General features: G+C 40.4%; 26 protein-coding genes and 2 pseudogenes. 2 read left to right on the top strand and 26 right to left on the bottom strand.

Features of this window, described 5'->3' with window-relative positions; genetic code table 11:
* Positions 1-82: 82 nt before the first annotated feature.
* The 4 genes from HMPREF9182_RS08985 to HMPREF9182_RS08970 all read right to left on the bottom strand — a co-directional run bounded on the left by HMPREF9182_RS08985 (position 83) and on the right by HMPREF9182_RS08970 (position 5,634).
* Complete coding sequence (locus HMPREF9182_RS08985; RefSeq protein ID WP_009754644.1) at positions 83-2,419, bottom strand: HAD-IC family P-type ATPase; 2,337 nt, start codon at positions 2,417-2,419, stop codon at positions 83-85.
* 107 nt (positions 2,420-2,526) lie between these two features.
* Positions 2,527-2,913 carry an SMU1112c/YaeR family gloxylase I-like metalloprotein gene (gene gloA2 / locus HMPREF9182_RS08980; protein ID WP_009443185.1) on the bottom strand — a complete coding sequence of 129 codons (387 nt, stop codon included), beginning with the start codon at positions 2,911-2,913 and terminating at the stop codon, positions 2,527-2,529.
* Positions 2,914-3,018: 105 nt separating this feature from the next.
* Positions 3,019-5,316 (bottom strand): DNA translocase FtsK, encoded by a 2,298-nt coding sequence (locus tag HMPREF9182_RS08975; protein ID WP_009754674.1) that lies wholly within the window; start codon positions 5,314-5,316, stop codon positions 3,019-3,021.
* Between the two features lie 114 nt (positions 5,317-5,430).
* Complete coding sequence (locus HMPREF9182_RS08970) at positions 5,431-5,634, bottom strand: PspC domain-containing protein (protein ID WP_009443665.1); 204 nt, start codon at positions 5,632-5,634, stop codon at positions 5,431-5,433.
* A gap of 603 nt (positions 5,635-6,237) precedes the next feature.
* Between HMPREF9182_RS08970 and HMPREF9182_RS08965 the strand changes: the two genes are divergently transcribed.
* Positions 6,238-6,678: an NUDIX domain-containing protein gene (locus HMPREF9182_RS08965; protein ID WP_009754552.1), complete on the top strand. Its 441-nt coding sequence runs from the start codon at positions 6,238-6,240 to the stop codon at positions 6,676-6,678.
* Positions 6,679-6,705: 27 nt separating this feature from the next.
* The gene (locus tag HMPREF9182_RS08960) at positions 6,706-7,506 is read left to right on the top strand and encodes a peptidylprolyl isomerase (RefSeq protein WP_009443510.1); all 801 of its coding nucleotides are present in this window, start codon (positions 6,706-6,708) and stop codon (positions 7,504-7,506) included.
* Positions 7,507-7,658: 152 nt separating this feature from the next.
* On the opposite strand, the pseudogene HMPREF9182_RS08955 reads toward HMPREF9182_RS08960, so the two are convergent.
* The 22 genes and pseudogenes from HMPREF9182_RS08955 to HMPREF9182_RS08855 form a co-directional block, all read right to left on the bottom strand.
* Positions 7,659-8,560, bottom strand: a pseudogene (locus HMPREF9182_RS08955) (class C sortase).
* Positions 8,561-8,628: 68 nt separating this feature from the next.
* Complete coding sequence (locus tag HMPREF9182_RS08950; protein WP_009754919.1) at positions 8,629-10,083, bottom strand: isopeptide-forming domain-containing fimbrial protein; 1,455 nt, start codon at positions 10,081-10,083, stop codon at positions 8,629-8,631.
* A gap of 109 nt (positions 10,084-10,192) precedes the next feature.
* Entirely contained in the window at positions 10,193-11,428 is a 1,236-nt protein-coding gene (locus tag HMPREF9182_RS11100; protein WP_369665120.1) for an Sgo0707 family adhesin, read from the bottom strand.
* Positions 11,429-11,431: 3 nt separating this feature from the next.
* Positions 11,432-12,109: pseudogene (locus HMPREF9182_RS11095) on the bottom strand (Sgo0707 family adhesin); the annotation flags it as partial.
* A gap of 265 nt (positions 12,110-12,374) precedes the next feature.
* Positions 12,375-13,919, bottom strand: coding sequence for an ABC-F family ATP-binding cassette domain-containing protein (locus tag HMPREF9182_RS08940; RefSeq protein ID WP_009443515.1), 1,545 nt, complete (start codon positions 13,917-13,919; stop codon positions 12,375-12,377).
* 96 nt (positions 13,920-14,015) lie between these two features.
* Positions 14,016-14,708, bottom strand: coding sequence for a 5'-methylthioadenosine/adenosylhomocysteine nucleosidase (locus tag HMPREF9182_RS08935; RefSeq protein ID WP_037603142.1), 693 nt, complete (start codon positions 14,706-14,708; stop codon positions 14,016-14,018).
* A 52-nt stretch (positions 14,709-14,760) separates the two neighbouring features.
* On the bottom strand, positions 14,761-15,069 hold the full coding sequence (gene macP, locus HMPREF9182_RS08930) for a cell wall synthase accessory phosphoprotein MacP (protein WP_009443246.1): 309 nt from the start codon (positions 15,067-15,069) through the stop codon (positions 14,761-14,763).
* An 11-nt stretch (positions 15,070-15,080) separates the two neighbouring features.
* Positions 15,081-15,632: an NUDIX hydrolase gene (locus HMPREF9182_RS08925; RefSeq protein ID WP_009754266.1), complete on the bottom strand. Its 552-nt coding sequence runs from the start codon at positions 15,630-15,632 to the stop codon at positions 15,081-15,083.
* Between the two features lie 8 nt (positions 15,633-15,640).
* On the bottom strand, positions 15,641-17,020 hold the full coding sequence (glmU, locus tag HMPREF9182_RS08920) for a bifunctional UDP-N-acetylglucosamine diphosphorylase/glucosamine-1-phosphate N-acetyltransferase GlmU (protein WP_009443985.1): 1,380 nt from the start codon (positions 17,018-17,020) through the stop codon (positions 15,641-15,643).
* Positions 17,021-17,361: 341 nt separating this feature from the next.
* Positions 17,362-17,943, bottom strand: coding sequence for a GNAT family N-acetyltransferase (locus tag HMPREF9182_RS09650; RefSeq protein WP_009755010.1), 582 nt, complete (start codon positions 17,941-17,943; stop codon positions 17,362-17,364).
* Position 17,944: 1 nt separating this feature from the next.
* Positions 17,945-18,571 carry a PadR family transcriptional regulator gene (locus tag HMPREF9182_RS08910; protein ID WP_009443660.1) on the bottom strand — a complete coding sequence of 209 codons (627 nt, stop codon included), beginning with the start codon at positions 18,569-18,571 and terminating at the stop codon, positions 17,945-17,947.
* Between the two features lie 96 nt (positions 18,572-18,667).
* Positions 18,668-19,111 carry an ASCH domain-containing protein gene (locus tag HMPREF9182_RS08905; RefSeq protein WP_009754695.1) on the bottom strand — a complete coding sequence of 148 codons (444 nt, stop codon included), beginning with the start codon at positions 19,109-19,111 and terminating at the stop codon, positions 18,668-18,670.
* A gap of 4 nt (positions 19,112-19,115) precedes the next feature.
* Positions 19,116-19,862, bottom strand: coding sequence for a GNAT family N-acetyltransferase (locus tag HMPREF9182_RS08900; protein ID WP_009443740.1), 747 nt, complete (start codon positions 19,860-19,862; stop codon positions 19,116-19,118).
* 19 nt (positions 19,863-19,881) lie between these two features.
* Positions 19,882-20,580, bottom strand: coding sequence for a 3-oxoacyl-ACP reductase (locus tag HMPREF9182_RS08895; protein ID WP_037602854.1), 699 nt, complete (start codon positions 20,578-20,580; stop codon positions 19,882-19,884).
* A complete protein-coding gene (locus HMPREF9182_RS08890) occupies positions 20,573-20,809 on the bottom strand; it encodes a DUF2829 domain-containing protein (RefSeq protein WP_009754726.1) in 237 nt (78 codons plus the stop codon). The genes HMPREF9182_RS08895 and HMPREF9182_RS08890 overlap by 8 nt, the downstream gene beginning before the upstream one ends.
* 92 nt (positions 20,810-20,901) lie before the next feature.
* The gene (locus HMPREF9182_RS08885) at positions 20,902-21,360 is read right to left on the bottom strand and encodes a GNAT family N-acetyltransferase (RefSeq protein WP_009443922.1); all 459 of its coding nucleotides are present in this window, start codon (positions 21,358-21,360) and stop codon (positions 20,902-20,904) included.
* A gap of 10 nt (positions 21,361-21,370) precedes the next feature.
* On the bottom strand, positions 21,371-21,796 hold the full coding sequence (locus HMPREF9182_RS08880) for a GNAT family N-acetyltransferase (RefSeq protein ID WP_009443903.1): 426 nt from the start codon (positions 21,794-21,796) through the stop codon (positions 21,371-21,373).
* Positions 21,797-21,854: 58 nt separating this feature from the next.
* Entirely contained in the window at positions 21,855-22,490 is a 636-nt protein-coding gene (locus HMPREF9182_RS08875) for a S41 family peptidase (RefSeq protein WP_009443156.1), read from the bottom strand.
* Positions 22,487-22,819 carry a hypothetical protein gene (locus tag HMPREF9182_RS11010; RefSeq protein ID WP_009754409.1) on the bottom strand — a complete coding sequence of 111 codons (333 nt, stop codon included), beginning with the start codon at positions 22,817-22,819 and terminating at the stop codon, positions 22,487-22,489. The genes HMPREF9182_RS08875 and HMPREF9182_RS11010 overlap by 4 nt, the downstream gene beginning before the upstream one ends.
* Before the next feature lie 100 nt (positions 22,820-22,919).
* Positions 22,920-24,314 (bottom strand): APC family permease, encoded by a 1,395-nt coding sequence (locus HMPREF9182_RS08865; RefSeq protein WP_009443384.1) that lies wholly within the window; start codon positions 24,312-24,314, stop codon positions 22,920-22,922.
* A gap of 64 nt (positions 24,315-24,378) precedes the next feature.
* Positions 24,379-25,200 carry a hypothetical protein gene (locus HMPREF9182_RS08860; protein WP_009754623.1) on the bottom strand — a complete coding sequence of 274 codons (822 nt, stop codon included), beginning with the start codon at positions 25,198-25,200 and terminating at the stop codon, positions 24,379-24,381.
* Complete coding sequence (locus HMPREF9182_RS08855; protein WP_009443604.1) at positions 25,190-25,519, bottom strand: PadR family transcriptional regulator; 330 nt, start codon at positions 25,517-25,519, stop codon at positions 25,190-25,192. The genes HMPREF9182_RS08860 and HMPREF9182_RS08855 overlap by 11 nt, the downstream gene beginning before the upstream one ends.
* Positions 25,520-25,552 lie beyond the last annotated feature (33 nt).

Raw genomic sequence — 25,552 nt, 5'->3', positions numbered from 1 at the left:
GAAGTCATCAATCTGCACTGACTCCAAAAGTTCGCTTTTTAGCGTCTAACTTTTGTGATGTCGTACAGTCACGACTTCTTTTTTATTTATGTACTATTTTGAAAGCTTCACTTATCAATAGCTGGAAGAGCCATATCAGTCTCTCTAACACCATTGATAAAAGGACTGTCATCGCTATGGCCTTTATCGAAAGACTAGCTAGATTAAAGATAGTTGGAAGAAATACTGCTGCAAGACTCATTCCTACAATACTAAGCAAGATAATGGCTAATTTAGTACGATTTAGAGGTTTGATAAGTTTATATATGATAATAAAGCCCACAACAGCAAGTAAGACAATCGAGCTTGTGCTGATTTCCCTATGAGAGAGTCCCAACCAGTGACCGCAATATACCGCTACTAAAACTGCTAAATAATCTACAATAGCAGCTGGCAAGGCGTTTTTCAATACAATCTCCAAAAAACGACCTCTAATCCGTTCCTTATTAGGCTCCAAAGCCAGCAAGAATCCAGGTATCCCGATGGTAAATCCACTGATCAAGGACATCTGTGAAGCTTGCAAAGGATACGTGAAGGCAAATATAGCTGATGTCAAGGCTAGTAAGATAGAAAATATATTTTTAACTAGAAAAAGACTGGCTGAACGTTGAATATTGTTAACCACTCGTCTTCCTTCCGCAACGATGTGGGGCATATGTGAGAAATCTGAGTCCAGCAAGACCACCTGTGCTATCTGCTTGGTGGCGTCATTTCCAGACTCCATCGCAATGCTACAATCAGCCTTTTTCATAGCCAGGATATCATTGACACCGTCGCCTGTCATAGCTACATTATGACCCTGACCTTGAAGTGCCTGCACCAATTTTTGCTTTTGCTCTGGACTGACCCGACCAAATACTGTATAAATTTCAGCTGCTTGGACAATTTTTTCATCTGTATCCAAGGTTCTAGCATCCACAAAATTATCCGCATGTGGAATTTCTGCTTTCTTTGCAACTGCGGCGACAGTAATTGGATTATCTCCTGAGATGACCTTGACTGTTACCCCTTGTTCTTTGAAATAAGCAAAGGTCTCCGCAGCGTTTTTTCGGACAGGATTGTCCAAGATAATAACCACAAGTGGATCAACAGCAGCTTCTAACTCTTCTCCCAAAGTCTTTCCTTGATAACGACCAAAGATTAGAACGCGAGCTCCCTGCTCCGCTGCATCTTGAACATAAGATTGGTAACTTTCTAAATCTTGTCTAAGAACATATTCAGGAGCCCCCAAGACAAAGATTCCTTGATCAAAGGCCACTGCCGCATATTTATTTTTAGAGCTAAAAGGATACTGACGCTTAATAGACCAGGCTTGGCAAATTTTTTCAATCCCAGGATAAGCTCGCAAGGTCTCAATCGTATCATTAGAGTCCTGACTAGCCTCAAGATATTGACTCAGTGCTTCTAGAGCAAACTCTTTCTGATCTGCTACTGGAATCAACTGGCTAACGGCCATTTCATTTTCTGTGATAGTCCCTGTCTTATCTACACAAAGCACATCTACACGCGACAGCGTCTCAATCCCTTTCATACTGTTTAAAAGGACTTGCTGTTTGGCTAAGCGAACAGCCCCTAAAACTAGAGCAAGTGTCATCAAGAGATAAAGTCCCTCTGGAATCATACCCACAATAGCACCGACTGTCGAAGTTACACTAACTTGCAGTGTTTCTTGATTACTGACAAAACTACGAAAGAAAAGTAAGAGTCCTAAAGGAATAATCAATATTCCAACAATCTGCACTAGGCGATTGACAGCATGAACCATCTTGGATTCTTCTACACCGCTTATTTCTTTGGCTTCTTTAGCTAGCTGATTGATATAAGCCTGGTCTCCTACTTTGTCCAGTCGAGCATAAGCTTGACCAGCAACCACGAAGCTACCAGATAGGACCTCATCTCCTGGATTTTTTTCAATCTCATCTGCCTCGCCAGTCAGCTGGGATTCATTTGCCTTCAGACTACCTGAGAGAATCTGACCATCAGCATAAATTTGATTCCCCGTAGAAAACTTGACTATATCATCTTGCACCAACTCTTCAACAGGTATAACGTGCTCTTCACCATCTCGAATCACCGTCGCTGAGATCGTATGCAATAATTGCATCTTACGAAGTACTTTTCTTGCTCGCAGTTCTTGAAAAATACCAATCAAAGAATTGATAACAACGATAGGAACAAACAAGAGATTATTCCATGACTGAACCACTACTAAGAGGATGGCTAGCACAAGGAAAATGAAGTTAAAATAGGTAAAAATATTGGAACAAACAATCTGCCATGTCGTTCTTTCTGTCGAAATACCAACCTGATTAGTCAGACCTTTTAGACGTCGTTCTTCTACTTGGTCTTGACTAAGACCCTGAAGCTGTTTCTGATTCATAGAGCTTTCCTTATCCATTTTGCTTTATTTATTGTAACAAAAGTGTCTCAATTTTTCTTCAGACTTTAGGCTGAGATAGCAATATTTGAGCTTTCCTTTGTAAAAGGCTATTCATGGATTTCTAAAGGTAGGCCGTCCGGATCAAAGAAGAAAGCCATTTTGCGACCGTCAAAGTCGTCATAGCGTAGCTCGGTATGAGGAATATTCAAACGGTCAAATTCCGCTAAGCATTCTTCTACATCAGTCACTCGGAAGGCCAGATGCCGCAGACCTGTATGCTCAGGACGCGGCAAGGCTGGTCGCTTGGGAGCTTCTTTCTTGATAAAAATTTCCAGAGTTAGATTTCCCTTGCGAACGTTAAAGAGAATGTCCTGCTTGTCTGGCCGATGGTGCTCATCTAGCATGTCAAAGCCCAGCTTATCCACATAAAACTCCTTAGTCTTGGCATAATCATGGCCAATGATGGCAATATGGTGAACGGTGTCTAATTTCATTATATTTCCTTCCCTCTATATGTAGAGAAAATCTGCCGGCTAATTGCTAGCAGATTTGTATTTATAAAACTGTTTTTTTCACTGACAAACTAATGAAACTAAAGATCAATTAGTCTGCAAAACTTTTCTCGGCTTGGTTCCCTCGGCTGGCCCGATAACGCCTGCTGCTTCAAGCTCTTCCATAAGACGAGTAGCCCGGTTAAAACCGACCGAGAGTCGCCGCTGGATCATAGAAGCGCTGGCCTTCTGAGTCTCGATGACCAAAGCCTTGGCTTCTTCAAAGAGAGGATCTCCCTCATCATCACCTCCGCCAGACTCCATATCGTTTTCAGATACTTCACCAGGATCAAAGCTATCGTCATAATCAGCTTCAGCTTGATTCTTGACAAAGGCTACGATTCGCTCCACATCTTCATCTGAGATAAAGGAGCCCTGCAAACGAACCGGATGGTTTTCATCAATAGGCTTAAAGAGCATATCCCCACGACCCAAGAGCTTCTCTGCTCCATTTTCATCCAGAATGGTCCGACTATCTGTCCCGCTGGAGACTGCGAAGGCAATCCGAGAAGGTACATTGGCCTTAATCAGACCGGAGATAACATCTACAGATGGCCGCTGGGTAGCCAGAATCATGTGAATCCCAGCCGCACGTGCCTTTTGTCCCAGACGAATAATGGCGTCTTCCACTTCCTTGCTGGCTACCATCATGAGGTCAGCCAGCTCATCCACGATGACGACGATTAAAGGTAGGGGTACTTGCTTGTACTCAGATTGGGCATTATACTCGGCTACCTTAGCATTGTAACCAGCAATGTTACGGGTACCAACCTTGGAGAAGAGTTCATAGCGATTTTCCATTTCGTCTACAACCTTCTGCAATGCACGACTGGCCTTACGTGGATTGGTCACAACAGGGATAAGCAAGTGGGGAATGTCATTATAAACGGACAACTCTACCATCTTAGGATCCACCATCATAAACTTGACTTCATCGGGTCTGGCCTTCATGAGAATGCTGGCAATAATACCGTTGACGGCCACAGATTTACCAGAGCCAGTAGAGCCAGCCACCAAGAGATGGGGCATCTTAGCTAGGTCAAACGAGCGAACAGATCCGTTGACCACCTTACCAAGTGGGATTTCTAGTAGCTTACTAGCATCCGTCTTAGACTGCTCCCAGAGTTCTCGGAAAGTCACAGTCGCAACTTCAGAGTTGGGTACTTCAATTCCGACAAGAGATTTCCCAGGAATCGGCGCTTCAATCCGCACATCCTTAGCAGCTAGGGCTAGAGCCAGGTCATCAGCCAGATTGGAAATCCGATTGACCCGAACACCGACAGCTGGTTTAACCTCGTACTTGGTAACGGAAGGTCCTATTTCAGCTCTCTCAACAGTAGCCTTTATCCCAAAGCTAGCAAAGGTCTCTTCCAAAATTTTGATATTGTCTCGGACAATGCGCTTTTCCTTGGACTGGTTTTTAGGTTTGTCAGGTGCAAAGAGGTTAATGGTCGGAAGTTTGTAGTCTAGACTTTCTTTAGCTATGAAATCGACTTCTACATCTTCGTCGGCTTCGTTTTCATCTGTCATTTGATAATCCTGCGATTCAAAGACATCATCCAAATCATACTCACCTAAATCTTGATAATCCTCTTCTACAGGAAGAGAAATAGCTTTCTCGTCATCAACTAAAATCTCATCACTAGCAACATCTACCTCAGCTTCATTTTGCTCTAATTCAATCATTTGCATGGCAGCTTGAGCAGCCTTTTCTTCCTTCTCTAGAAAACGTTGCTGACGCTTTTCTTCTCGTCGTTCACGAAAATGACGAAAACTCGCTACCACATTTTCTGAAATATCGTAAACGGTCCATGGACTCGCAAGGAGAAGTCCTACAAAAATCAGCAAAAGCCCAATAAAGTATGAACCGATATTTGAAAACAGAAATGAAACTGGTAAATGTAAAAGTGAGCCAAGTAAGCCACCACCTGCAAAAGAGCTGGTTTTAAAAGCAGTCAAATCTGCTACAATCCGTGTCATTGTATGAGACAGAACTTGCCCCTTGAGAGATAAAACATCAACAAAATAAGCTTGATAGATCAAAAGAAGACCTGAGAATATACTTACAAATCCCGAAATCAAGCCTTCACGCTTACTGAACCATTTAAAGAAAAATAGATAGAGAAAAGCCACTACGATTGCTACATAGGCTAGACTACCCACTAGTAAACGAATCAAATTATAAATTGTTATTCCAAAAATCCCTAATTTTAAGGCAGCAAATAGAAGAACAAAGGCTATAAAAAAGCTCACAAACATCCTTTTGATTGCTTTTTGTCTCTCTACTTCTGCTTTTGTCGGCCGACGTGTTGTCCGACCTTTTTTTGAATGTTTATTATTTGCCATAACCTTTATTATATCATAAAACTATACATAAAAAAGAGTCTTTGTCACTTTTCATTTTAACTTTATGATAAATCTCACAGTAAAACAAAAACCGGCTTAGCCGGTCTTTTAATATTAATTTTCGTCTTGGCTTGTCCCTTCTTCTGGCATAATAAACCAACAAATGAGATAGGCTAAAACACCTGAACCAGCAGCCAAACCTAAAATAATCCACAATACACGCACAAGTGTTGGATCCACATTAAAGTATTTAGCCAAACCTGCACAAACACCTGCAAGTTTTTGATTTTTAGTGTCTCTTGTTAATTTTTTTGACATTCTAATCCCCTTTCCAACCAATCCATTATAGCATATTTGAATCATTAGCTCAACAGTTACTAAAATGCTTTCTAGTTTCAATATCTTAGAATGATCATCAAGATTGATTCAATCATTCTTCCCAAAAGATTTCCTTTGCTTATTATCTCATATTTGCTACTCTCAAGAGCATGTATCAAGTCTTCCAAAAATGATACAAGTTTCCTATTTTCACATCGAAAAAACTATCATATATTTCCTTTTACATTTCCATTCCTTCTTAGTCCATAAAAACAGCACTCCACTAAAGCTCAAATCTAGGCTTGGATTGATTTCTATGACCAAATCCAACAAACCTTTTGAGACTTAATGACAATATGAGACAAAAAAGTATTCTCAAACTCTTATTTGATCCCATCGCTACTAGGTATCTCCCATTCGTAACCTAGATAACTTTTTCGCACACTGAGACATTCCAGAAGCCATCAAAACCTCCTAGTAATATTGCATAAAGAATCATTCGACCAATAAGATGAAACTTTCTAACTCCCTCAACTTATTAAAAGACAAATGCTCGTAAAACAGTTGTTCTTTTGATATACTCTTCAAAAAAGGAGTGATATGATGCGCGCTGGAGTTATTCTTTACAACCTCAACATGAAACAGCTTTTACTCATTCATCGCTGGAAAAATGGCAAAGAATATTTTGTCATTCCGGGTGGCGGAGTAAATCTCAATGAGACCGTTTTACAAGCCGCTCAGAGGGAAATTCGAGAAGAACTAGGCTGGACTCTATCTGAGAAAATGCTGAAATCTGCTTTTTCCTTTCAAAACACTGACAAGTTGGAGGTCTATTTCTTCACTGCGATAAGTGATCGTCCTGCACCAGCCATACAAGGCGAGGAGCTCCTTCGTAGCCACCACTATAATCACTATCAGCCTGAATGGATCATGATCGATGAACTAGACCAGCTGAACCTACAACCTGTAACACTCAAAAATCTCCTCTTAGAATTCCTCATACAGGAAGGTTTGAAAAAGGAAGGGAATTATAGTAAAATATGAGTACTTTTTAATTCAGAAAGGAACGTTATGAAGAAATTAGCATTGTTAGGATTGTCTGTCATTTTATTTTTAGCAGGATGCACTGATATTCAACGGAGCTTGCGGGGGGATGACTATGTTGATTCTAGTCTGGCAGCCAGCTCAAGCGAAGCTGAAGCTAAAAGACAAGCCTCAGAATTGAAAGAGGCCTTGACAAACAAAAATGCACACTTCCCTCAGCTTTCAACGGAGGTTGCTAAAGATGAAGCTCAAGTGAAGATCACCACTACCGCTGGTGATATTACCTTAAAACTTTTTCCAAAATATGCACCACTTGCAGTTGAAAATTTCTTAACACACGCCAAAGAAGGCTACTATAGCGGAGTTATCTTTCACCGTGTTATCAAAAATTTCATGATCCAAACGGGGGATCCTAAAGGTAATGGTACTGGTGGCGAATCCATTTGGAATGGCAAGGATAAAACAATCGATGCAGGTCATGGCTTCAAAAATGAAATTTCTGCATATCTTTACAATCTACGCGGTGCTCTTGCAATGGCTAATTCTGGAGCAGATACCAACGGCAGTCAATTTTATATCAATCAAAATCAGACTGACAGCTCAGATCAACTGTCTAGCAAAAGATACCCTGCTCAAATCATTGATGCTTACAAAAAAGGAGGAAATCCTTCCTTAGATGGCGGTTATACAGTTTTTGGTCAAGTAACTGAAGGTATGGAAGTCGTTGATAAAATCGCTGCAAGTGAGACAGATGAAAATAACAAACCAAAATCAGAAATTAAAATTCAAAAAATCGAAATTTTAAAAGATTATTCTTTCAAAAAGTAATATATAAAAGAGAGTAAAGAAAGAACTGACTGATTCATGTCAATCTTTCTTTACTCTCTTTTTTATAATCAAGAGTATAATTTTCTACTTCTTTGTCATCGTCAAAAAGAATATCATACATAGATCTTCACGTTGAAAGATAAGCTCGTTTATTATTTAGCGTGACGTCCTTTTTTGATTCTCCTGCGATAGCCAGCGGAGCGTAGACCTGTTTTTCGTCTTAGCTCTGCTCTTTTTTTACGTCTTCTACGACTAAGAAGCCACACCAATAGAATTACAAATAAAACGAACACAAAACAGATAAGTAGAATGATATAATGCCACGGCAGAAAATCTGACGTTTTGTTTTCAGATTTGGCTGGTTCCTCTTCATTCGGAACGCGGTGGCCTCGAACTAAGAGTCGATGTGTATTGACACCATATGGTGTACAAGTCACTAAAGTACAGTAATCTTGATTTGGATCAATAGTTAAAGAAGAGACATCATCTGGTTCTACCGTCAAAGTTTGATCTACTTGGTAAGTAATCGTCCTTCCCAAAACATGGAGCTTAAAATGATCCCCATTTTTTAATTGATCAATATCAGTAAATAACTTTGCTGAAGGCAATCCGCGATGGCCAGATATAACAGAGTGCGTCCCTTGGCCACCAACTGGCAAAGAACTTCCCGGAATATGTCCGATAGCCACCTGCAAAATAGCTTCATCTGTACCGTGATAAATTGGGAGTTTCGTACTTAATTTTGGAATCTCCACATGCCCCATAATTCCAGTTGATGTGACATCTAAAAGGTGATTGTACTTTTTTTATCTTCTTCTGTAAGATGATAAGTCGGTACAACTCCTTTCTCTAAAGCTTGATTATAGGCTTCAGCAGCAGCTAACATACTTTCTGTCTCAGTCGTATCTAATTTTTCTACTTGTTTTTGATAAGTTGAAATAGCTTGAGATTGATGATAAGAATTCCAAAGATCACTCACAGTAGGATAGAGCAATAATCCTATACCACTGATTAATAAAAGAACAAATAAAATATTGGTAAAATGTTTTTTCATAAAAAGAATGCTATCGTACTATAAAGGAAAAGAGATAGACATCATCTACCTCTTTCTTTTAGTAGAACTTATTTTGTATTTACTCTCTTACGAGCAAACAATAAGACAATTGCTCCCAAAACAAGGAAAGAACCAATGATGTAGAGGATAGTTGTTCCAATACCACCAGTATTTGGCAAGAGAGATCCTTTTTTATTGATAATCTTAGTTGCAATCGTTCCACTAGATAGGGTTGTTGTAAATGTAGCTTTTGCTGATGTCGCAGATAAAGCTGTCAAAGTAGGATTTGCGCCTGCTGTATTGATCGTTGAAGAAACGGTAAATTCGATATCAGCCATGGTATTGTAGCCAGCTGGTGTAGTGCTTTCCACAAGTTTGTAATCGCCAGCTTCTAAACCTCTGAAAGTAAATTTCGTTGCAGTACCAGCAGTGAATTTTTTCACTTCAGTGTAGCTTCCGTTCACCTTTTTGAAAAGAGTGAAGCCTGCACCTTGTAGCGGTGCCTGAGATTCATTTACCTTATCTACTACTAATTCATAGGTGAAGACAGTAGCTTTGCTCTTTGGAGTTTCACCTGTTGTCTTACCACCTGTTGTATTAGGATTATTTGAATAAGTAATGCTAGCAGTATTGTGGTTTCCTACTGTACCTGTCGCTGCTGTATCATTTAATTTAGCTGTATAGCGAACCACAAGTTTACTTGAAGCAGTTGCACTTGGTAGAGTTGCTTTTAAGTTAGCCGCTCTTACAACTACTTTATTTCCAGTAATTGAAACTGAAAAAGCAGATGATACGTTTACTTCTGAGCCACCATTCACAAGAAATACTCTAGCATCATTATTGTATGTCAAACCTGAAGATAAAGTATCGTTAAAAGTCAATTCATATTCAGAATAGGCATCATAGTTGCTTGGAAGAGTCGCTGTGAGTTGGAAAGGTACGTTATCGCCAATTGAATAGTCTGTTGCAGATGTGTAATTGCCAGTTGCATTATCTTTTACTTCTTTGACAAAAGTTGGCACGCTTGCTTTTACAGTAGCGGTTGTGTCTTTTACAACTTGCAAGATGAAACGAGTATAAGATTCGCCTTCTTTTCCTGCAAGTGAAGCAGTCTTATCTTTAATCAAGTAGTAACCAGCTTCCAAACCAGTAAAGGTTGTAGTTCCAGATGCACTTTGAACTGTTTTTGTTGGTGTTGATTTAAGATAAGCTGAAACTGCTTGAGCAAAGGCTTTTGCATCCGCAGCATCATTAGATTTACCATTTAAAGCTTCTGCTTTAGTCGCAGCTTCGCCAAGAGCCGCTGTTGCTGCTGTTGCATCAACACCTGAACCCCATTGAATATTTGAAAGCGTATCGCCACTCAAATCCCCTGAGAAGATTTGATAGGCTTCGTATGTATGGCCAGTTGTTGTACCAGTTAGGCTCAAGGTATATGTTGTTGCCGCAGAGGCTACTGGCATACCTGTAAAAGTCATTAACAAAGCCAGCAAGGCTGTTAACATAAGTTTTATTTTTTTCATTTTATTCTCCTTTAATTTTTTACGAAATAATTATAATTATCCTTCCTTAAACAGGAAAGCTTGTCTCATCACAACGCTCTATCATCACCGCCTTTAAATGGTCTCTATTTTATGAAGTCATCGTTTGTTTAAAACGGCGAATCAACCAAAGAGCTGAAATAGTTGTCAAAACAGCACCTCCGAATAGATAATAAATCGTCCCCTGTCCACCCGTTTCTGGTAGGACATACTTTTTAAAAGGGGTTTTATTTTTTGTAGTGTTGGTACTTAAAGCAGTGCTACCAAATGTAACAGTTGCTGTATTATTTAGCTCTTGACCATCTACTTTACTATCGACTTTAACTTTGAATTGGATTGTGACTGTTTTATCCTTTGGAACAGTTACTGTCCATTTAAGCCATCTCTTATTCTGAACGATTGAATGGCTGGATGAATTTCTAACGTATTCAGTATAATTTGGAATGACATCCGTGATCGTAACTTGTTTATTGCTATCAGTTGTATTTTTATAGGTAATCTTATAAGTTAACTCATCCCCAGGCTTAACTTCTTGATTATCGATATTGATACCATCGCTGTTAAATACTTCTTTCACTGGTGCTTCATATTCTTCGAATGTCCACATTCCAATAAAATGAGCATCTTTGTCTTGGATTGTTTCAGATGATTTATCGTAACTTTGGAAAGTCCAATTTCCATCTGCCACACTGACCTTTGTCTTATTGCCTTTTGGCGACTCTGGAGTAACTCTTGTACCATTTTCCAATCCATTTTGCTCTTGAGGAAGTAAGTTCAATACTTCAGTTGGCAAGTTTTTATTTGGTGTTCCACTTATAAACTGATGCGTCTTCTTAAATAAAACATTTGTTGTAACTTTATTTGACGGAAGTAAAATATTATCTACTGAATGAGTGACTTGATTTTCAATTACAGCTCTATTTTGTACAATCTTACTATTTGTCTTCGTTTTATAAGTAATTATATATTCTTTGCCAGCATTGCTAGCAGTCAAATACTTAGAAGCTATAGTAACCGTCACTTTCTGACCATTACGAGACACAGAATAGTCGCCACCTTCTGATAAGGTTCGACCATCAAAGCGAACACTCAAGCTTTGAAAATCCAGACGATCATCAAATGTTTCAATCATCTGCATTGATGATACAGAACCAATAATATCTTTACCGGGAGTTGGCATTGTATATTTAGCCGTATAATCAACTGCTTGACCAGCTAATGAAGGTACCTTATCCGTCGAAACTTGTTTCACTGGAGACTTAGGAGTCTCTGCATAAAATCCAAAAAGACTTCCACTGACTGCCGTTGTCGTAGACTCAAAATGCATCGCGTTGGTCTCAGAACGAACCGCAAATCCAGAAATATTATGTTCATTCCAAGAACCAGCAGTTTCTTTAGTCGGATGCCAGGTCGTCTTATTTCCAGTTACTGTTTTTGTTAGCGCATAGGAAGGATTTTTTATAATCTTACTTGACGCCGTATCATTGTCAAAAATTGAAAATGTTTCTTCCCGTCCTAAAGCATTGAGAGCCACATCAATATCTGACGGCAACATTACCATTTTGAGATCTGTCGGTGTACCATCTTGGTATTTTAGTTCTGCTGTTACATTGGCATCTAAAGCAAAACTTCCATACATATCTTTTGTGATGTTTGGGTGCGGTGCCCAGATATAGTCCATTATCTGAATAGACTTTGTTCCCCAGTTTTCATCTATTGTCAAGAATGGGACAACTGTTTTATTGGGATTGTAATAATCTGCATTTTGCTGAACTCGATAGGCATCTATACTGTTAAAAGTCACATAAACATCCACGACCTTACCATTGACAACACCTGCATTATTAAACCTTAGTTTAATAGGAGCATCTATGGTTTGCCTGCTCTGACTCTTATCTACCCTTAAGGAGAATACTGTACTTTCTGCCCAACTTCCACTAGCCGGAATATAATCCCGCTCAACAACTCCACTCTGGCTTAATACTTCCATATTAGCCTGTGTCAATGTGAACTGATAGAGATTTAGCGCTGATAAATCGGTATTTTCAGTTAGTTCTGTAACTGCATAAGCTGTAGGAGAAGAAAAACTAAAAAAGGAAAGTTAGTCCAGCAAAAAATGACTTAAAAAATTTGATCACTTTTTCTTTCATTATCATTCTCATTTCTTAAATTGCAAAGTACTGCTATTTAACAAAATTATCATTTTTTTCTTATTTGTCAAGGTGTTTGCTTGTATAAGTTCTTATGTTTTAGCAAAAATTAGACAAAAAACATCATGATGTCAATTGATTAAAATCCCAAATCTGATCCATCCAACCTTCATAGAAATCTGGCTCATGGCAGACCATGAGGATGCTACCCTTGTATTCTTTCAAAGCTCGCTTCAGCTCTTCCTTGGCATCTACATCTAGGTGATTGGTCGGCTCGTCTAGTACCAAAACATTATTTTCTCGGTTCATAAGGAGGCAAAGGCGAACCTTGGCCTGCTCTCCACCTGAAAGGACCTGGATCTGGCTCTCTATATGTTTGGAAGTTAAGCCACATCTGGCCAAAGCTGCTCGGACTTCTGCCTGATTAAAGGCCGGAAAAGCGTTCCAGACTGCTTCCAGAGGTGTCTGACGATTACCGCCTTCGACTTCCTGCTCGAAATAGCCCAGCTCCAGATAGTCCCCGCGCTCGACTTGACCTGCGATAGGCGGGATAATCCCTAGCAAACTCTTGAGCAGGGTTGTTTTTCCAATCCCATTTGCCCCGATAATCGCTACCTTCTGATTGCGCTCAAAAGTCAGGTTAAGGGGTTGAGTTAACGGACGATCATATCCAATCTGCAAATCCTTAGCTTGGAAGATAAAGCGGCCAGGTGTCCGGGCAGACTTGAAGTCAAAGGAAGGCTTTGGCTTTTCACTTTGCAACTCAATGATGTCCATCTTATCCAGCTTTTTCTGACGGGACATAGCCATATTACGAGTTGCCACTCGGGCTTTATTACGAGCTACAAAGTCTTTGAGATCTGCAATTTCTTTCTGTTGTCTCTCGTAGGCCGCTTCCAGCTGAGATTTTTTCATCTCATAGACCTCTAAGAACTGGTAATAATCACCAGAATAACGGGTCAGTTGCTGATTTTCCACATGATAGACGATATTGATCACGTCATTCAGGAAAGGAATATCATGCGAGATCAGAACAAAGGCATTTTCATAGTTTTGTAGATAGCGCTTGAGCCAATCAATGTGTTCAACATCTAGATAGTTGGTTGGTTCGTCCAAGAGCAGGATATCTGGTTTTTCTAAAAGAAGCTTTGCCAAGAGAACTTTGGTCCGCTGTCCACCAGATAGCTCAGTCACATCGCTTTCCATACCATAGTCCATGACGCCCAGAGCACGTGCGACCTCGTCAATCTTGGCATCTAGAGTATAGAAATCTCGACTCTCCAAACGATCCTGCAACTCACCCACCTCTTCCATGAGGGCATCCACATCCGCTCCATCCTCTGCCATGCTCATATAGATGTCGTTGATGCGACTTTCTGTCTTGAAAAGCTCGTCAAAGGCCGTGCGCAAGACATCACGGGCAGTTTGGCCCTGCTCCAATACAGCATGTTGGTCCAGATAGCCAGCCGTCACATACTTAGACCATTCAACCTTGCCTTCGTCCGGCAGCATTTTACCTGTTACAATACTCATAAAGGTCGATTTTCCCTCACCATTGGCACCGACCAGTCCGATATGCTCCCCCTTAAGCAAACGGAAAGATACATCCTCAAAAATAGCCCGGTCTCCAAAACCGTGGCTGAGATTTTTTACTTCTAAGATACTCATTTTTTCTCCTCTATCATTGATTGCAGTTCCTTGATTATACCATCAAAAGGGATTTTTTGGCAAGAATAGAAAAAGACCGACTAGGTCGATCTTACTCTAGATTAACTCTTTTAAAAACTGAATCAGGGTTTCCGCCGAGCGTTTACCAGCTTCAATAATAAATTCATCAAAAGTGACATTAGCATCATGGCTAGCTGTGTCGCTCATTGCTCGAATAACCATAAAGGGCAGGCCAATAGAGTGAGTAGCCTGGGCAATGGCTGCTCCTTCCATCTCAACAGCTAAGACATCTGGGAAATGTTCCTTGATATGATCAATCTTATCTTGACCAGCAATAAAGCTGTCTCCTGTCGCAATCAACCCTACTCTAGCTTTTTGATTGGTCTTTTCCAAAATTTTCTTCATTTCAGATACCAAATAACGACTAGCTTCAAAATAGAGGGGTTGTCTTGCCATCTGACCATAATCATAGCCAAAGGCCGTCACATCTACATCATGGTATACTAGACGGTCTGCAACCACCACATCACCGACAGCCAGACCTTCTGCTACTGCTCCAGCTGAGCCTGTATTGATCACAGCTGTTACCTTAAAGTCATTGACCAAAACAGCGACACTCATCGCAGACATAACCTTACCAATTCCACTCTCCACTAGCACCACTTCATGATGACCAATGGAGCCAGTGTGATAAACATGACCAAGGTGTAGGTGTTTTTCTGGATGTTCTAAATGCTCTAGTAAATTCTTTAATTCCTCAGGCATTGCTGCGATTATTCCAATTTTCATCATTTTCTATCCCTTCTAAAAAGTGAAAAAGCCCAAGCCTTTCCACCTCTTTTTATAACCAGATTATGGCTGCAATCAAAGCGACTAGTAGCAAGATAATCCAAAACAAAATTTTATTCAATTTTGATTGAAAAACTCCTCGTTTTTGATTTTCAATCCGACGACTTTTGACAACTTCTCGTTCTACTTCTATTTGCAAGGTATCCTGACTAGACTCTGATTGTGGTGTAGCATAGCCAAATCTATCTCGATCCATTTTCAACACCTTGGTTTCCTCATCATCCAGAATAGGAATATCTGTCACAATCTCTCCACGGTTTGCCCGCTCAATCATTTCATCAGTTAACAAAGGTCTTCCCATAGGTTCTCCCCCTATCTTTGATTTTCCTGCATTTCCCAATATTGAAGAGCCATGATGGTCTTGGCATCACAAATATCACCAGTTTGTAGCAACTGATGTGCCTCCTCTAGACTGACCTCAAACAGTTCCAATGTCTCATCTTCGTCTTGGGGGCGAGGATTTTCGACTTTCGTCAAATTACTAGCCTTGTAGAGCTTGATTTTCTCATTGCAAAAACCGATGGCAGTGTAGAAATCATAGATGAGCTCTAGCTGACCGGTGTAGCCTGTCTCTTCTTCTAATTCTCGCAGGGCAGCTGCTTTGGGATCTGCATGTTCACCAGCTTCAAGCTTACCCGCTGGAATCTCATAAGAAGTCGTTTCAACTGCCTTACGATACTGTTTAACTAAAATCATCTTCTTTTCCGGAGTGATGGCAATCACAGCCACCGCACCGTTATGAAAAATCAAATCTCTTTGAGCTTGCCCTTTTCCTTCTGGTAGCTCTACCTGATCCTGGACCACTTTAAAAATTGGTCCTTGGTAAATCTCTGTCCGTTTGACAGTTTTTTCTTCAAATTCCATAATACAATCTACTTATTTTGAGGGTGATGGGGAAGACGCTTAGCATAATCTTCCTTGTTGATTTGGCGACTACGTCCCAAGGCAATGGCATTTGCAGGCACATCCTTATCAATCGTTGATCCAGCACCAACTAGGGAATTATCTCCAAGTTCAACTGGTGCAATAATAGTCGAATTTGATCCTACAAAGACATTGTCGCCGATGATTGTCTTGTATTTATTTTGACCATCGTAGTTAACAGTGATGGTCCCTGCACCAAAGTTGACATTAGCACCAACTTCAGAGTTTCCAATGTAGGTTAAATGACCAGCCTTGGTATTTTCGCCAATTGACGATCCTTTAACTTCTACAAAATTTCCGACATGGACATCCTTAGCCAGACTAGAACCTGGACGAATGTGAGCGTAAGGACCGACCGTTACCCCATCAGCTACACTCGACTCTTCAATCATAGAGTTTGTGATGACAGCACGCTCACCAATTTCCGAATCGACGATATAAGTACCATTAGTCAGAATAGTCTCTGCCCCAATCTTGGTCTGACCCTTTAGAGTGACATTAGCCTCCAACTGAACTTCAGGTGCAATTTCTACATCCACATCGATATAGGTCGCATCTGGATTGACAAAGCTGACACCGTTCACCATATGTTGCTTGTTAATCCGGCGACGCATGACACCCTCAGCTGTAGCTAAAGCCACACGGTCATTAACACCCAAGCTTTCATCAAAGTTTTTCAGCGTATAAGCGCCGACTTTTTCACCATTTTCACGGAAAATTCCAATCACGTCTGTGATATAGTATTCGCCTTGAGCATTGTTGGTATTGATGTTTTTCAAGGCTTTAAAAAGACTAGCGTTATCAAAAACATAGGTTCCTGTATTGATTTCCTTTATCTGTTGCTCAAAGTCCGAAGCATCTTTTTGCTCCACAATTTTCAGCACTTCGCCATGTTGATTACGCACAATCCGACCATAACCAAAAGGATTGTCTGCTTCTGCCGTCAAAATGGTCGCAACGTTCTTGTGGTTGATATGAAAGTCAATCAGATTTTTCAGGCTTTCTCCTGTAATCAGAGGAGTATCGCCAGCAATGACCAGCGTCTGACCTGTCAGATTTTCCAAAACAGGCTCTGCCATCATCACGGCATGACCCGTTCCCAACTGCTCGGTCTGACGGACAAAGTCTGTCTGACCTGCCAAAACTTGCTCGACTAACTCCGCCTTGTGGCCTACAACAGTCACGGTCTTCTCTGGATTAATGGCATTGACACTTCGGAAAACATGTTCCAGCATGGAAATTCCTGCAACCTTGTGTAACACCTTTGGTAAATCTGACTTCATGCGAGTGCCTTTCCCCGCAGCTAAAATAACGGCATAATTTGTCATAAATGAACTCTTTTCTCTAAAATGTCACTATTATTATACCACTAAAGAGATTTTTTTAAAAATTAAAAATAAGACATCTAGGTTGCCTATTCTTTGACTTCACCAAATTTTCCCTAAGAATAATCAGGCTTTTAAAAAAATCAGTATAGATATGAATGAACTACACCCCAAATGTTAGATTTTTTGTGTCTAACTTTTGAGGTGCAGTACAATATAAAAAATAGTTTTTCTTTTCAAAAGAGCTGAAACACACGTGAGATGGACTTAAATTATCAAAAGGAGCTTCTTGTCTACTCCTAATCAATATTGTAACCAACCAAACAGTCTATCTCACGATAAGATCAATCGGCTAATCGTTCCATCCAGATAAATTCTTTGAAATCTTTTAGAGGATTAAGAAAAGGTTTCTTCTTTCTGGTGAATTCTCGGAAACCCAGCTTTTGATAGCAGCGGATGGCAACTTCATTACTATCCTTAACATCCAGAACATAGTCTTTAAAACCAGCTATCCTCATACTTTCTTTTAGCATTTTCTGAGCCAATCCCTGACCTCGCTGACTAGCATCAACCGCCACATACTCAATATAGCCAGTAGTCGCAGGGATTTTGATTAGCTTTTCAAAATCACTGAAACCTAGGCCAAGCAGAAAGGTTTTGAACCGACCAAAACTCTTAGTCAACTGCTGTCGATCCAACTTGGTGGCTCGGCCATTCGCATCTGAAATGGCTAAGATACCAATGATATGATCAGCTTGCTCAGCAACGTAAAAGTACTTCATTTGCAGAACTTGCTCCATAAAGTTAAGTACAAATTCTCGGCCGAATTGCTTAATGAAAGCAGAGAAATCATTGTCAAAGGCAGTGATAATACTGTTTGCAACTGCTGGTCGATCAGCTTCAACCGCTTTTCTGATGGTTACCATACTAAACCTCCTTATTTTCTTCAGCTAGTTGCTGACGCAACTTCTTAAACCAATCTAACTGGAAGCGTGCGGAATCAATCCCAAATTCCAAGGTCTTGAGCTCAAAATAAGCAACCTGAGAAATACTTTCTGCCAAATTACTAGCTTGGCTTGCTTCCAAAAGTCCGGCAACTAAGTGACTATTTTGCTCCAAGTAAATCTGAATCTCAGCTTCTTCCTCTGCAAGTCGAATGGAGTTTTTGATATCCTGCAACTGTCGGAGTTCTTTCTCAAGACCCTTAATGGTTAAATCCAGCATATCCAGTTGTAGCTTCCGCGGAAGATAGCCCATAAATAGAAATTTCCCCAAATCCATATTTTTGGTTTTGCCCATATCAATAGGAGTTTTAAGCCAGTCCAAAAGCAACTGCCGTCCAACGGGTGTAAGAGAGAATTCTTTTTTCATTTTTCCTTTTTCAACATACTCTGAAAAAGTCACCGCTTCCTGCTGAGATAGTTTTTTCAAAGCGGCCTGAATACTGCCCAGACTATCACTACAGATACTAGTGAAATTCTGGCGAATGATCTGGCGAATCTCATAAACTGTGAAATGTTTTATCATAAGCAGACCTAAAATAAGCTTGTCCATTGGTTACCTCCGTCACCTTTATATACCTAATAGTAATATTTTTATTAAAGTTTGTCAAGAAATTATAAAAAGTCTATCAAATATGATAGACTCTCATCAATCCAGTGGATAGACCTTGCGAAACTCTTCTAAAACAACACCAGTCTCAGAGGAAAATTCCAAACCAGCTTCTGCCAAACATTTCGTAAAAAACTCCTGATGGACTCGCTTCCAGTAGGACAAGGATTTATCTCCTTCTCCTTCCTTGAAGGCATGGTCTGACGATACCTGGTTAAAAGGCAATACAGAGACTTTCGTGATTTCGATAATACAAACTGCCCTATCCTGACTGTCTAAAATGACATCAAAACTTCCAGCCTGTGGCAGAGGCTCATTTTCAAGCTTGTAGAGTTCATAAGCTGAAGCAGTAGCTGTCTTCTCACCACGTACTACTAAGTTAGCCAAGTCATCTGCCGATACCCCAAATGCCCAAGCGTCAAACTCATCGCTAATTTCTGGATTGATTTTCTTGTAGGCCATCCACATTTCTTTCGGCGTCATATTCTTATCCTTTCCAAAAAGTTTCTTTTAATTCATAAGCCGGATAGGCACCTAGAAATCGGTAACCTAGGCTTTCTGCGACCTTCATAGAAGCTACATTATGCGCATCCCAGAGAGGAATAAGTGATCGTTTTTGCGCCTCTAAAATCATCTGAGCGCCTAAGAGCTTAGCCAACCCCTTTCTTTGGTAGACCGGCTTAGTAGCAATTTCAATCTCAATCGCCTTTTCATAGACTAAACCTGTTGATACTGCTGCGGCGACTTCCTCTTCTAAGTAGAGCACAAAGCCAAAGCCACCAGCTACTTGAAAATGAGCAAAATCAACAAAGTCCCCCTGCAAATCCTGAGACCAGACCTCCTCAGCTAGAGCTAAGTAGCTATCCTCCTCAATCGGACAAAGCTGAAAACCAGCCGGTAAATTGCTCTGCCATTTCTCCAAAGCCTCTGCATCAAAGTCTATCTTGTCTGAAAAAGCATAGCGAGTAAATGGTTGTAGCTCACTCTGACTGTCTAAAAATTCTCGCCAGCTGAAATCCTCAGAAATGATAATCTTTTCAGCCAGGCCATACTGACTAGTATAATCCTGCCATAAATCCCGATCTGCTTGACCAGCTGGAAAAAGAAAGTTTCCTAATTGGTAGAGAGCAGCTGTCTCCACTTGATTAGAATAGAGCCTCCCTAAACCAGTAGACAAGCCATAGCGAACCATATTTTTAGACCAGGATTGGAAAAGGGCTGTAGCTTTTCTCATTGTCTTCTTCCTCATTCACTTATTTCAAACTCCAACCACCGTCGATTTTGATAATCTCACCCTGCATAGCAGAAGCCTTACCACTAGCCAGAAAGAGGGTAACATCTGCCACTTCCTGAGGATCCAGCCAGCGCTTGATAGGCGTCTCCTCAGCGACCCAATCAGCTAAGCCACCTGGCTCAAAGTCAATGGCTGTCATAGCTGTCTTTACTGCCCCTGGAGCCAGACCGAATACTTGGATATTGTTATTTGCATAGTCCAGGGCTATCTGCTTGGTTAGGCCAGCCAAAGCATGCTTGGAGGCGGTATAAGCAGCACCGCCTCCGCCAGCCAGAAAGCTGGCAATAGAGCACATATTAATGATGATACCCGATTTTTTCTCAAGCATTTTTTCTAGATAAAAACGGGTGATTTTCATGGTGGCAGTTAGATTAAGAGCAAGTACTTGCTCCCATGCTTCATCACTAGTCTTGTGTAGTGGACGATAGTCATCTAAAATCCCCGCAGTATTACAGAGAATGTCTACCTCAGGTAAGCTAGTAAAAAGTGGTGTCAAATCCCCCGTCAAATCTAGCTGGAGAAAATGGGAATTCTCTAAAAAATCTGGATTTTCATCTTTATCCACCCCATAGACTCGGTAACCATTTTCCAAAAAGATCTTAGCTTGAGCTCGTCCAATACCAGAGCTGGCCCCGGTCACTAAAACTGTCTTAGTCATGAACTTCCACCCAATCATTTGCTAGGACATCACAAGGTGTCGGACTCCACATAGAGAACCCTTCTCCTTCGCCAGAAACATTGATGAGGAAGTAAGGTGTCACTTCAAGTGCTACGCCATTTTGCTCAATCGTGTCAAAGAGTTGAACATAGTTCTCTGCCCCACCCCAGCCTGTACGCACATATTTTTTCTTGGTCTTGAGACCTGGTAAAATTTCTTCAAATGTCATGGTTTTCTCCTTGTTTCTGTTGCTATTTATATAAACATTCACTTCTGACTGTCATCTTTTTTCTCTGTTGCTTTTGGGATAAACTTTAAAACTTAGCTACTCTTTTTCATCTCTACAAAAAGATAAATATTCCCATTACTTTCTTGAGGAATGCGTCTGACCACTTCAAAGCCCATGTTGAGATAAAGCTGCTGGGCACGGTGATTGAAATCAGCCACTGATAAAGAAAGAACCTGAGGCGCGAATTTCTCTGCTATAAAGCCTAGAATCTTATGTAAAAATGCAGCGCCTTGACCTTTTCCACAGTGCTCTGGCTTAAGGCCCAAGCCTAGCTCAAGGGTCCCTTCTCCTTTAGCTTCAATACAAAAAAATCCATATAGTTTCCCTTCTCTCAGCACTTGATAATAACGATTACCACGCGCTTCTAGGGAAATAATCTCTTCATAATCCTCAGGATCATTTTTCATATCATAAAATTCATAAGGCGCCTCATAATGCCAGTCATTAGCAATCTCTAAAGCATGCGATTGACTCAATGGTTCAATTTTCATAGACTTCCTTTCAAAATTCCCAATAAAATCGCTTTTGATCCGCCTTTTCATGGCAACCAAGTCTACGGTAGAATGTATGGGCTTCCGTGCGGGAAATACCAGAGTTAATCCGAATACCTGTGTAACCTGCTGCTTGTCCCTTTTCGCGCAAGGCTTCCATAAGTGCTCTGCCATGTCCCTTTCCTTGAAAATCAGGAGAGACCGCCAGAGCAAGTAGATTAAGTAAAGGTGAAAAATAAAGGCAATCATAGCTGGCCGCATGGATGTAGCCTACAATCTGTTCATCTTCTTCAGCTACCAGAATAATATGCTGATCATTCTCTAGCAAACGCTTAAGTTGAATTTCTGTTGCTTCTTTGCCAAAATCATAGCCCAAGCATTCAGCGTTGAGTCTCTGAATAGCTAAGGCATCTGTTAGTTTAACTTCACGAATCATTTGCCACCTCAATAGCTTTTGTATCCATTATAGCAAAAAAGCAACCATTTCGGTTGCCTTATTCTCTTCTCATTTCCTTTAGCCAATTTTGCGCATCTTCGAGCGGATGATAGCTTACTTGATCTGGTTCAATAGGAGTGTTTTCATAGATTTTTCCTGATCGGTCTTGAATGCGGGAAGTCGTCAGCTGTAAAAGAGCGCCATCATACAGAGGATAAGGGATATTGCCCGATGTATATCCTGCCGTAGCTTGGCCAAACACCTTCACATTTGGGAGATTCTTGAAAGCCAAAGCTGTCAATTCTCCTGAACTAGCAGTCTGACCATCAATCAAAATAGCTATGGGAACTGCACGTTTCTTAATCGCTAATTTCTTAGGATTCGCTACGATTTTAGACAAACCTTTTTGAGCTATGATTTGAGCTAGATTAAACGTCTCCTTACTGCCATCCTTGTAGATAAATTGAAACAAATCATCATCTGGCAAAAGTGTAGCTAAACCTGCTAGCATAGGATAAATATCTCCCCCACTATTTTGCTGCAAGTCAAGAATGACAGCTTGATACCCTGTTTGATTAAGTCCGTCCCTCAAGCGCGTAATATATGATTCTCTTGTCCGATCATCACCCATAAATGCTGGTAGTTTAATCTTCAAGACACCGTCAGATAGTTGTATATCGGGGAGATTGGTCAATGCTTGTTTTTCTTTTTTATTTCACTGCTACTATAAAAATGTGAGTGCTTTCCACCTGATAGCTCAGCCATTTTTTGCAAAGTTAGATAGGTATCCTGATATGTTTTAGCAGACTGAAGGTCTCTCATAGCTTGCTTCTTTTGCTGGGGCCAATCAGGACCCGTATACAAACCAAAGTCCATCTTCTTTAGGGCTGCTTCTGCGTATTGCTGTGGACTAGGAGGAAAAATATTCACACCATAAGCTGGACCAAAATAAAGCAATGCTCCAAAACCAGCAAGCAATAAAATGACTAAACTTCCTAAACAACCTATACATCCTTTTTTCATTCATGCACCTTGCCTTTCAGGTTTTATTATACAAAAAGACAGAGCCACTTACCTTAACTCTGTCTTACATTTTCACGCTATTTCTTACATTTTTGTAAGACTAATCTGAATGAATTTCCGAATGCTGATAGCCGTATCCAAAGTAAATCAACGTCCCCAATAACAAGGCAATGCCGAAAGCCAGCCACGTTTCTTGGGTATATTGAGTCATAAAGGATAGGCAAATAATAACAGACAAAATCGGCAATACAGGTACAAAAGGTGTCTTAAACTCATCTGGTTTCGGCATTCCTTTATCTTTTCGCAATTTCAAAATCGCAAAAGCCAATAAAATCAAGTAAGCCAATGTACAGATGTTAAGGAAAGAAGCAATGCTCGCTAAAGGAAATATCCCTGCACAAATAGCAGAAACTATCCCTACTAGAATCGTTGCATTCTTTGGTACCCTGCTGGTCGTTGTCAACTGTCTAAAAGAGAATGGCAACAGTCCATCACGTGCAATACTGTAAATCATGCGTGACAAAGCATATGTCATCGAAATACAGACGGTAATCAAGGTCAAAATGGCCACTACCGATACATAATTTGCGGCCCATGATAATCCTACGCTACGTAAAGCAAAGGCCACTGCGTCTGAAACATTGAGTTTTGTATAGTGAACGATCCCTGTCAGGACCAAAGTCACCAAAATATAGAGAATCGTTACAATAGTCAAAGATAGCACAATCCCTCGCGGAACATTCTTTTGAGGCTCCTTGATTTCATCTACTGCCATCGAAATAGACTCGAATCCTAAAAAAGCAAAGAACATGAGTGAGGCACCAGCCATGATACCGACTTTACCTCCATAAAGTTCTCCAAATCCAAACGGAGCAAAGTTAGACCAATTCTCCGGCTTAATAAAGAAAAGACCTACAATAATGAACAGAGCTAAAGCAGAGAATTTCAAAACCACTAAGGCTGAATTAAATCGTAAAGCAGCCTTAGAATTCAGAAGAACAACCCCCGTTACAAATACCAATACTAAGATCGGCAATAAATCAATATACGTTCCAGCTTGAGGATTGAATGTACCATTTAAAGCAGCCGGCATTTCTATCCCAAATCCCCCTAACAAGCCTTTAAGGTAAGAGGCCCAACCTGAGGCAACGCTTGAAATAGCAGTCATAAATTCCATAATTGTCAGCCAACCTGCTATCCAAGCAGGAAACTCACCAAAAACAGCATAAATATAGCTATATGCTCCACCATTAGCTGGAATACGAGAAGCAAATTCAGCATAAAAAAGGGCTGAAATACTCACACATAAAGCTGAAATCACAATCGATACAATCAAGGACGGACCAGCATAATTAGCCGCACCAATCCCCGTAATCGTAAAGATTCCTGTTCCTACCATGGCACCAATTCCGAGTAAAATCAAGTCTACAATTTTCAGATGTTGCTTCATTCCTGTTCTTGTTTTGCTGGTATCTTTTTTACGAAAAATATTCATTTCAACCCCCTTAAACAATAGTTGCTTCATTATACCATACTTCAAACCATTTCAAAATAGGAAATTAGTCCCGCATCCTTTTCCAACTATATATAAAAAATAGTAACAGGGAAGAAACAATTATGATTAACGGAAGGCCAATCGTCCATAGGGTATCTGTTATTTGCATCGCCTCTGTTAATCGCTTCAGTAACCCTACGAGGAAAAAAGCAAGAATCGGAAAAATCATAGCTTTGAGCAACTGATCTTTCCAAACAATCACAATGACAATCGTGCAAACTAAGCCCAAAACAAAGACATCCAAAGGATGAGGAATTAAAAAGACAAGGACATTTCCGAAAACAGATGAGAGTAGATGCCTCCCCAAAAGCCCTAATCCAATCAGAGCCGAGCTAACCAGCCAAGGTTGCCACTTCTTACGTTCTACATAAACAGTCTTAGACAACAATCCAAAAATAAGCAAAATAAAAGTTAAGCCTAACACAATATCACCGAGATAGACAATCGGAGCAATGGACAGATAAGACGTATTTGCAAAACTACTTAACAAGCGGTAAAGTGCCATCATCAAACCAACTGATATGCTGATGTCCAAAACTTGACGCATGCTGATCCGAGGGCTATTTCGAATCAATTCATCTGCCATGGCTTGCGGATCCTGCCCAAAAAATTCGGAAGCAGATACACCATCATTCTCAGCATCCGCATAGTCCAACACCATCTGGTATAGCTGCTCACGCACAGCCCCCTCATCATGAAGAACAGAGGACAATGCCATATATGTAATTAAATCAACAAAATAGGCTTGATTAGCTGGTTGTAGACTTTTAACCAGTACATTTGTCTTCTGAATGAGCTTTTGAATATGTGTTTCTTCATTTTTCATCTAGCTGACCTCCTCTAATATGCTCAACAGCTGTCGCAATACTTTCCCATTGATCCCAAAAACCATTCAGGTAAATCCTCCCTTCATCTGTGATAGAGAAATATTTACGATCTGGCCCATCAAGAGAAATCTTAAGTTGACTCTGAATATAAGATTTCTTTTCCAATTTCTGCAGCAAAGGATACATCGTTCCAGCCACAATATAAAAACCTTTTTCTTTTAATAGTTGTATCAATTCATAACCATAAACTTCTTTTTGAGAAATCATTTCCAACACACAGCCTTCCAAAATTCCCTTTAAAAGTTGCGTTTGATCCATTTTCGCCTCCTTTTACTAAGATACAAAGTCCAT

This window comes from Streptococcus sp. oral taxon 056 str. F0418, assembly GCF_000220065.1.
Taxonomy (GTDB): Bacteria; Bacillota; Bacilli; order Lactobacillales; family Streptococcaceae; genus Streptococcus.
This window is presented reverse-complemented; position numbering and strand designations above follow the sequence as displayed.

What these genes read in the sequence shown, in the direction of transcription:
- HMPREF9182_RS08985 (WP_009754644.1), bottom strand. Translation starts at nt 2,419, where the DNA reads ATGAATCAGAAACAGCTTCAGGGTCTTAGTCAAGACCAAGTAGAAGAA.
- gloA2 (WP_009443185.1), bottom strand. Translation starts at nt 2,913, where the DNA reads ATGAAATTAGACACCGTTCACCATATTGCCATCATTGGCCATGATTAT.
- HMPREF9182_RS08975 (WP_009754674.1), bottom strand. Translation starts at nt 5,316, where the DNA reads ATGGCAAATAATAAACATTCAAAAAAAGGTCGGACAACACGTCGGCCG.
- HMPREF9182_RS08970 (WP_009443665.1), bottom strand. Translation starts at nt 5,634, where the DNA reads ATGTCAAAAAAATTAACAAGAGACACTAAAAATCAAAAACTTGCAGGT.
- HMPREF9182_RS08965 (WP_009754552.1), top strand. Translation starts at nt 6,238, where the DNA reads ATGCGCGCTGGAGTTATTCTTTACAACCTCAACATGAAACAGCTTTTA.
- HMPREF9182_RS08960 (WP_009443510.1), top strand. Translation starts at nt 6,706, where the DNA reads ATGAAGAAATTAGCATTGTTAGGATTGTCTGTCATTTTATTTTTAGCA.
- HMPREF9182_RS08950 (WP_009754919.1), bottom strand. Translation starts at nt 10,083, where the DNA reads ATGAAAAAAATAAAACTTATGTTAACAGCCTTGCTGGCTTTGTTAATG.
- HMPREF9182_RS11100 (WP_369665120.1), bottom strand. Translation starts at nt 11,428, where the DNA reads ATGCATTTTGAGTCTACGACAACGGCAGTCAGTGGAAGTCTTTTTGGA.
- HMPREF9182_RS08940 (WP_009443515.1), bottom strand. Translation starts at nt 13,919, where the DNA reads ATGAGTATCTTAGAAGTAAAAAATCTCAGCCACGGTTTTGGAGACCGG.
- HMPREF9182_RS08935 (WP_037603142.1), bottom strand. Translation starts at nt 14,708, where the DNA reads ATGAAAATTGGAATAATCGCAGCAATGCCTGAGGAATTAAAGAATTTA.
- macP (WP_009443246.1), bottom strand. Translation starts at nt 15,069, where the DNA reads ATGGGAAGACCTTTGTTAACTGATGAAATGATTGAGCGGGCAAACCGT.
- HMPREF9182_RS08925 (WP_009754266.1), bottom strand. Translation starts at nt 15,632, where the DNA reads ATGGAATTTGAAGAAAAAACTGTCAAACGGACAGAGATTTACCAAGGA.
- glmU (WP_009443985.1), bottom strand. Translation starts at nt 17,020, where the DNA reads ATGACAAATTATGCCGTTATTTTAGCTGCGGGGAAAGGCACTCGCATG.
- HMPREF9182_RS09650 (WP_009755010.1), bottom strand. Translation starts at nt 17,943, where the DNA reads ATGGTAACCATCAGAAAAGCGGTTGAAGCTGATCGACCAGCAGTTGCA.
- HMPREF9182_RS08910 (WP_009443660.1), bottom strand. Translation starts at nt 18,571, where the DNA reads ATGGACAAGCTTATTTTAGGTCTGCTTATGATAAAACATTTCACAGTT.
- HMPREF9182_RS08905 (WP_009754695.1), bottom strand. Translation starts at nt 19,111, where the DNA reads ATGACGCCGAAAGAAATGTGGATGGCCTACAAGAAAATCAATCCAGAA.
- HMPREF9182_RS08900 (WP_009443740.1), bottom strand. Translation starts at nt 19,862, where the DNA reads ATGAGAAAAGCTACAGCCCTTTTCCAATCCTGGTCTAAAAATATGGTT.
- HMPREF9182_RS08895 (WP_037602854.1), bottom strand. Translation starts at nt 20,580, where the DNA reads ATGACTAAGACAGTTTTAGTGACCGGGGCCAGCTCTGGTATTGGACGA.
- HMPREF9182_RS08890 (WP_009754726.1), bottom strand. Translation starts at nt 20,809, where the DNA reads ATGACATTTGAAGAAATTTTACCAGGTCTCAAGACCAAGAAAAAATAT.
- HMPREF9182_RS08885 (WP_009443922.1), bottom strand. Translation starts at nt 21,360, where the DNA reads ATGAAAATTGAACCATTGAGTCAATCGCATGCTTTAGAGATTGCTAAT.
- HMPREF9182_RS08880 (WP_009443903.1), bottom strand. Translation starts at nt 21,796, where the DNA reads ATGATTCGTGAAGTTAAACTAACAGATGCCTTAGCTATTCAGAGACTC.
- HMPREF9182_RS11010 (WP_009754409.1), bottom strand. Translation starts at nt 22,819, where the DNA reads ATGAAAAAAGGATGTATAGGTTGTTTAGGAAGTTTAGTCATTTTATTG.
- HMPREF9182_RS08865 (WP_009443384.1), bottom strand. Translation starts at nt 24,314, where the DNA reads ATGAATATTTTTCGTAAAAAAGATACCAGCAAAACAAGAACAGGAATG.
- HMPREF9182_RS08860 (WP_009754623.1), bottom strand. Translation starts at nt 25,200, where the DNA reads ATGAAAAATGAAGAAACACATATTCAAAAGCTCATTCAGAAGACAAAT.
- HMPREF9182_RS08855 (WP_009443604.1), bottom strand. Translation starts at nt 25,519, where the DNA reads ATGGATCAAACGCAACTTTTAAAGGGAATTTTGGAAGGCTGTGTGTTG.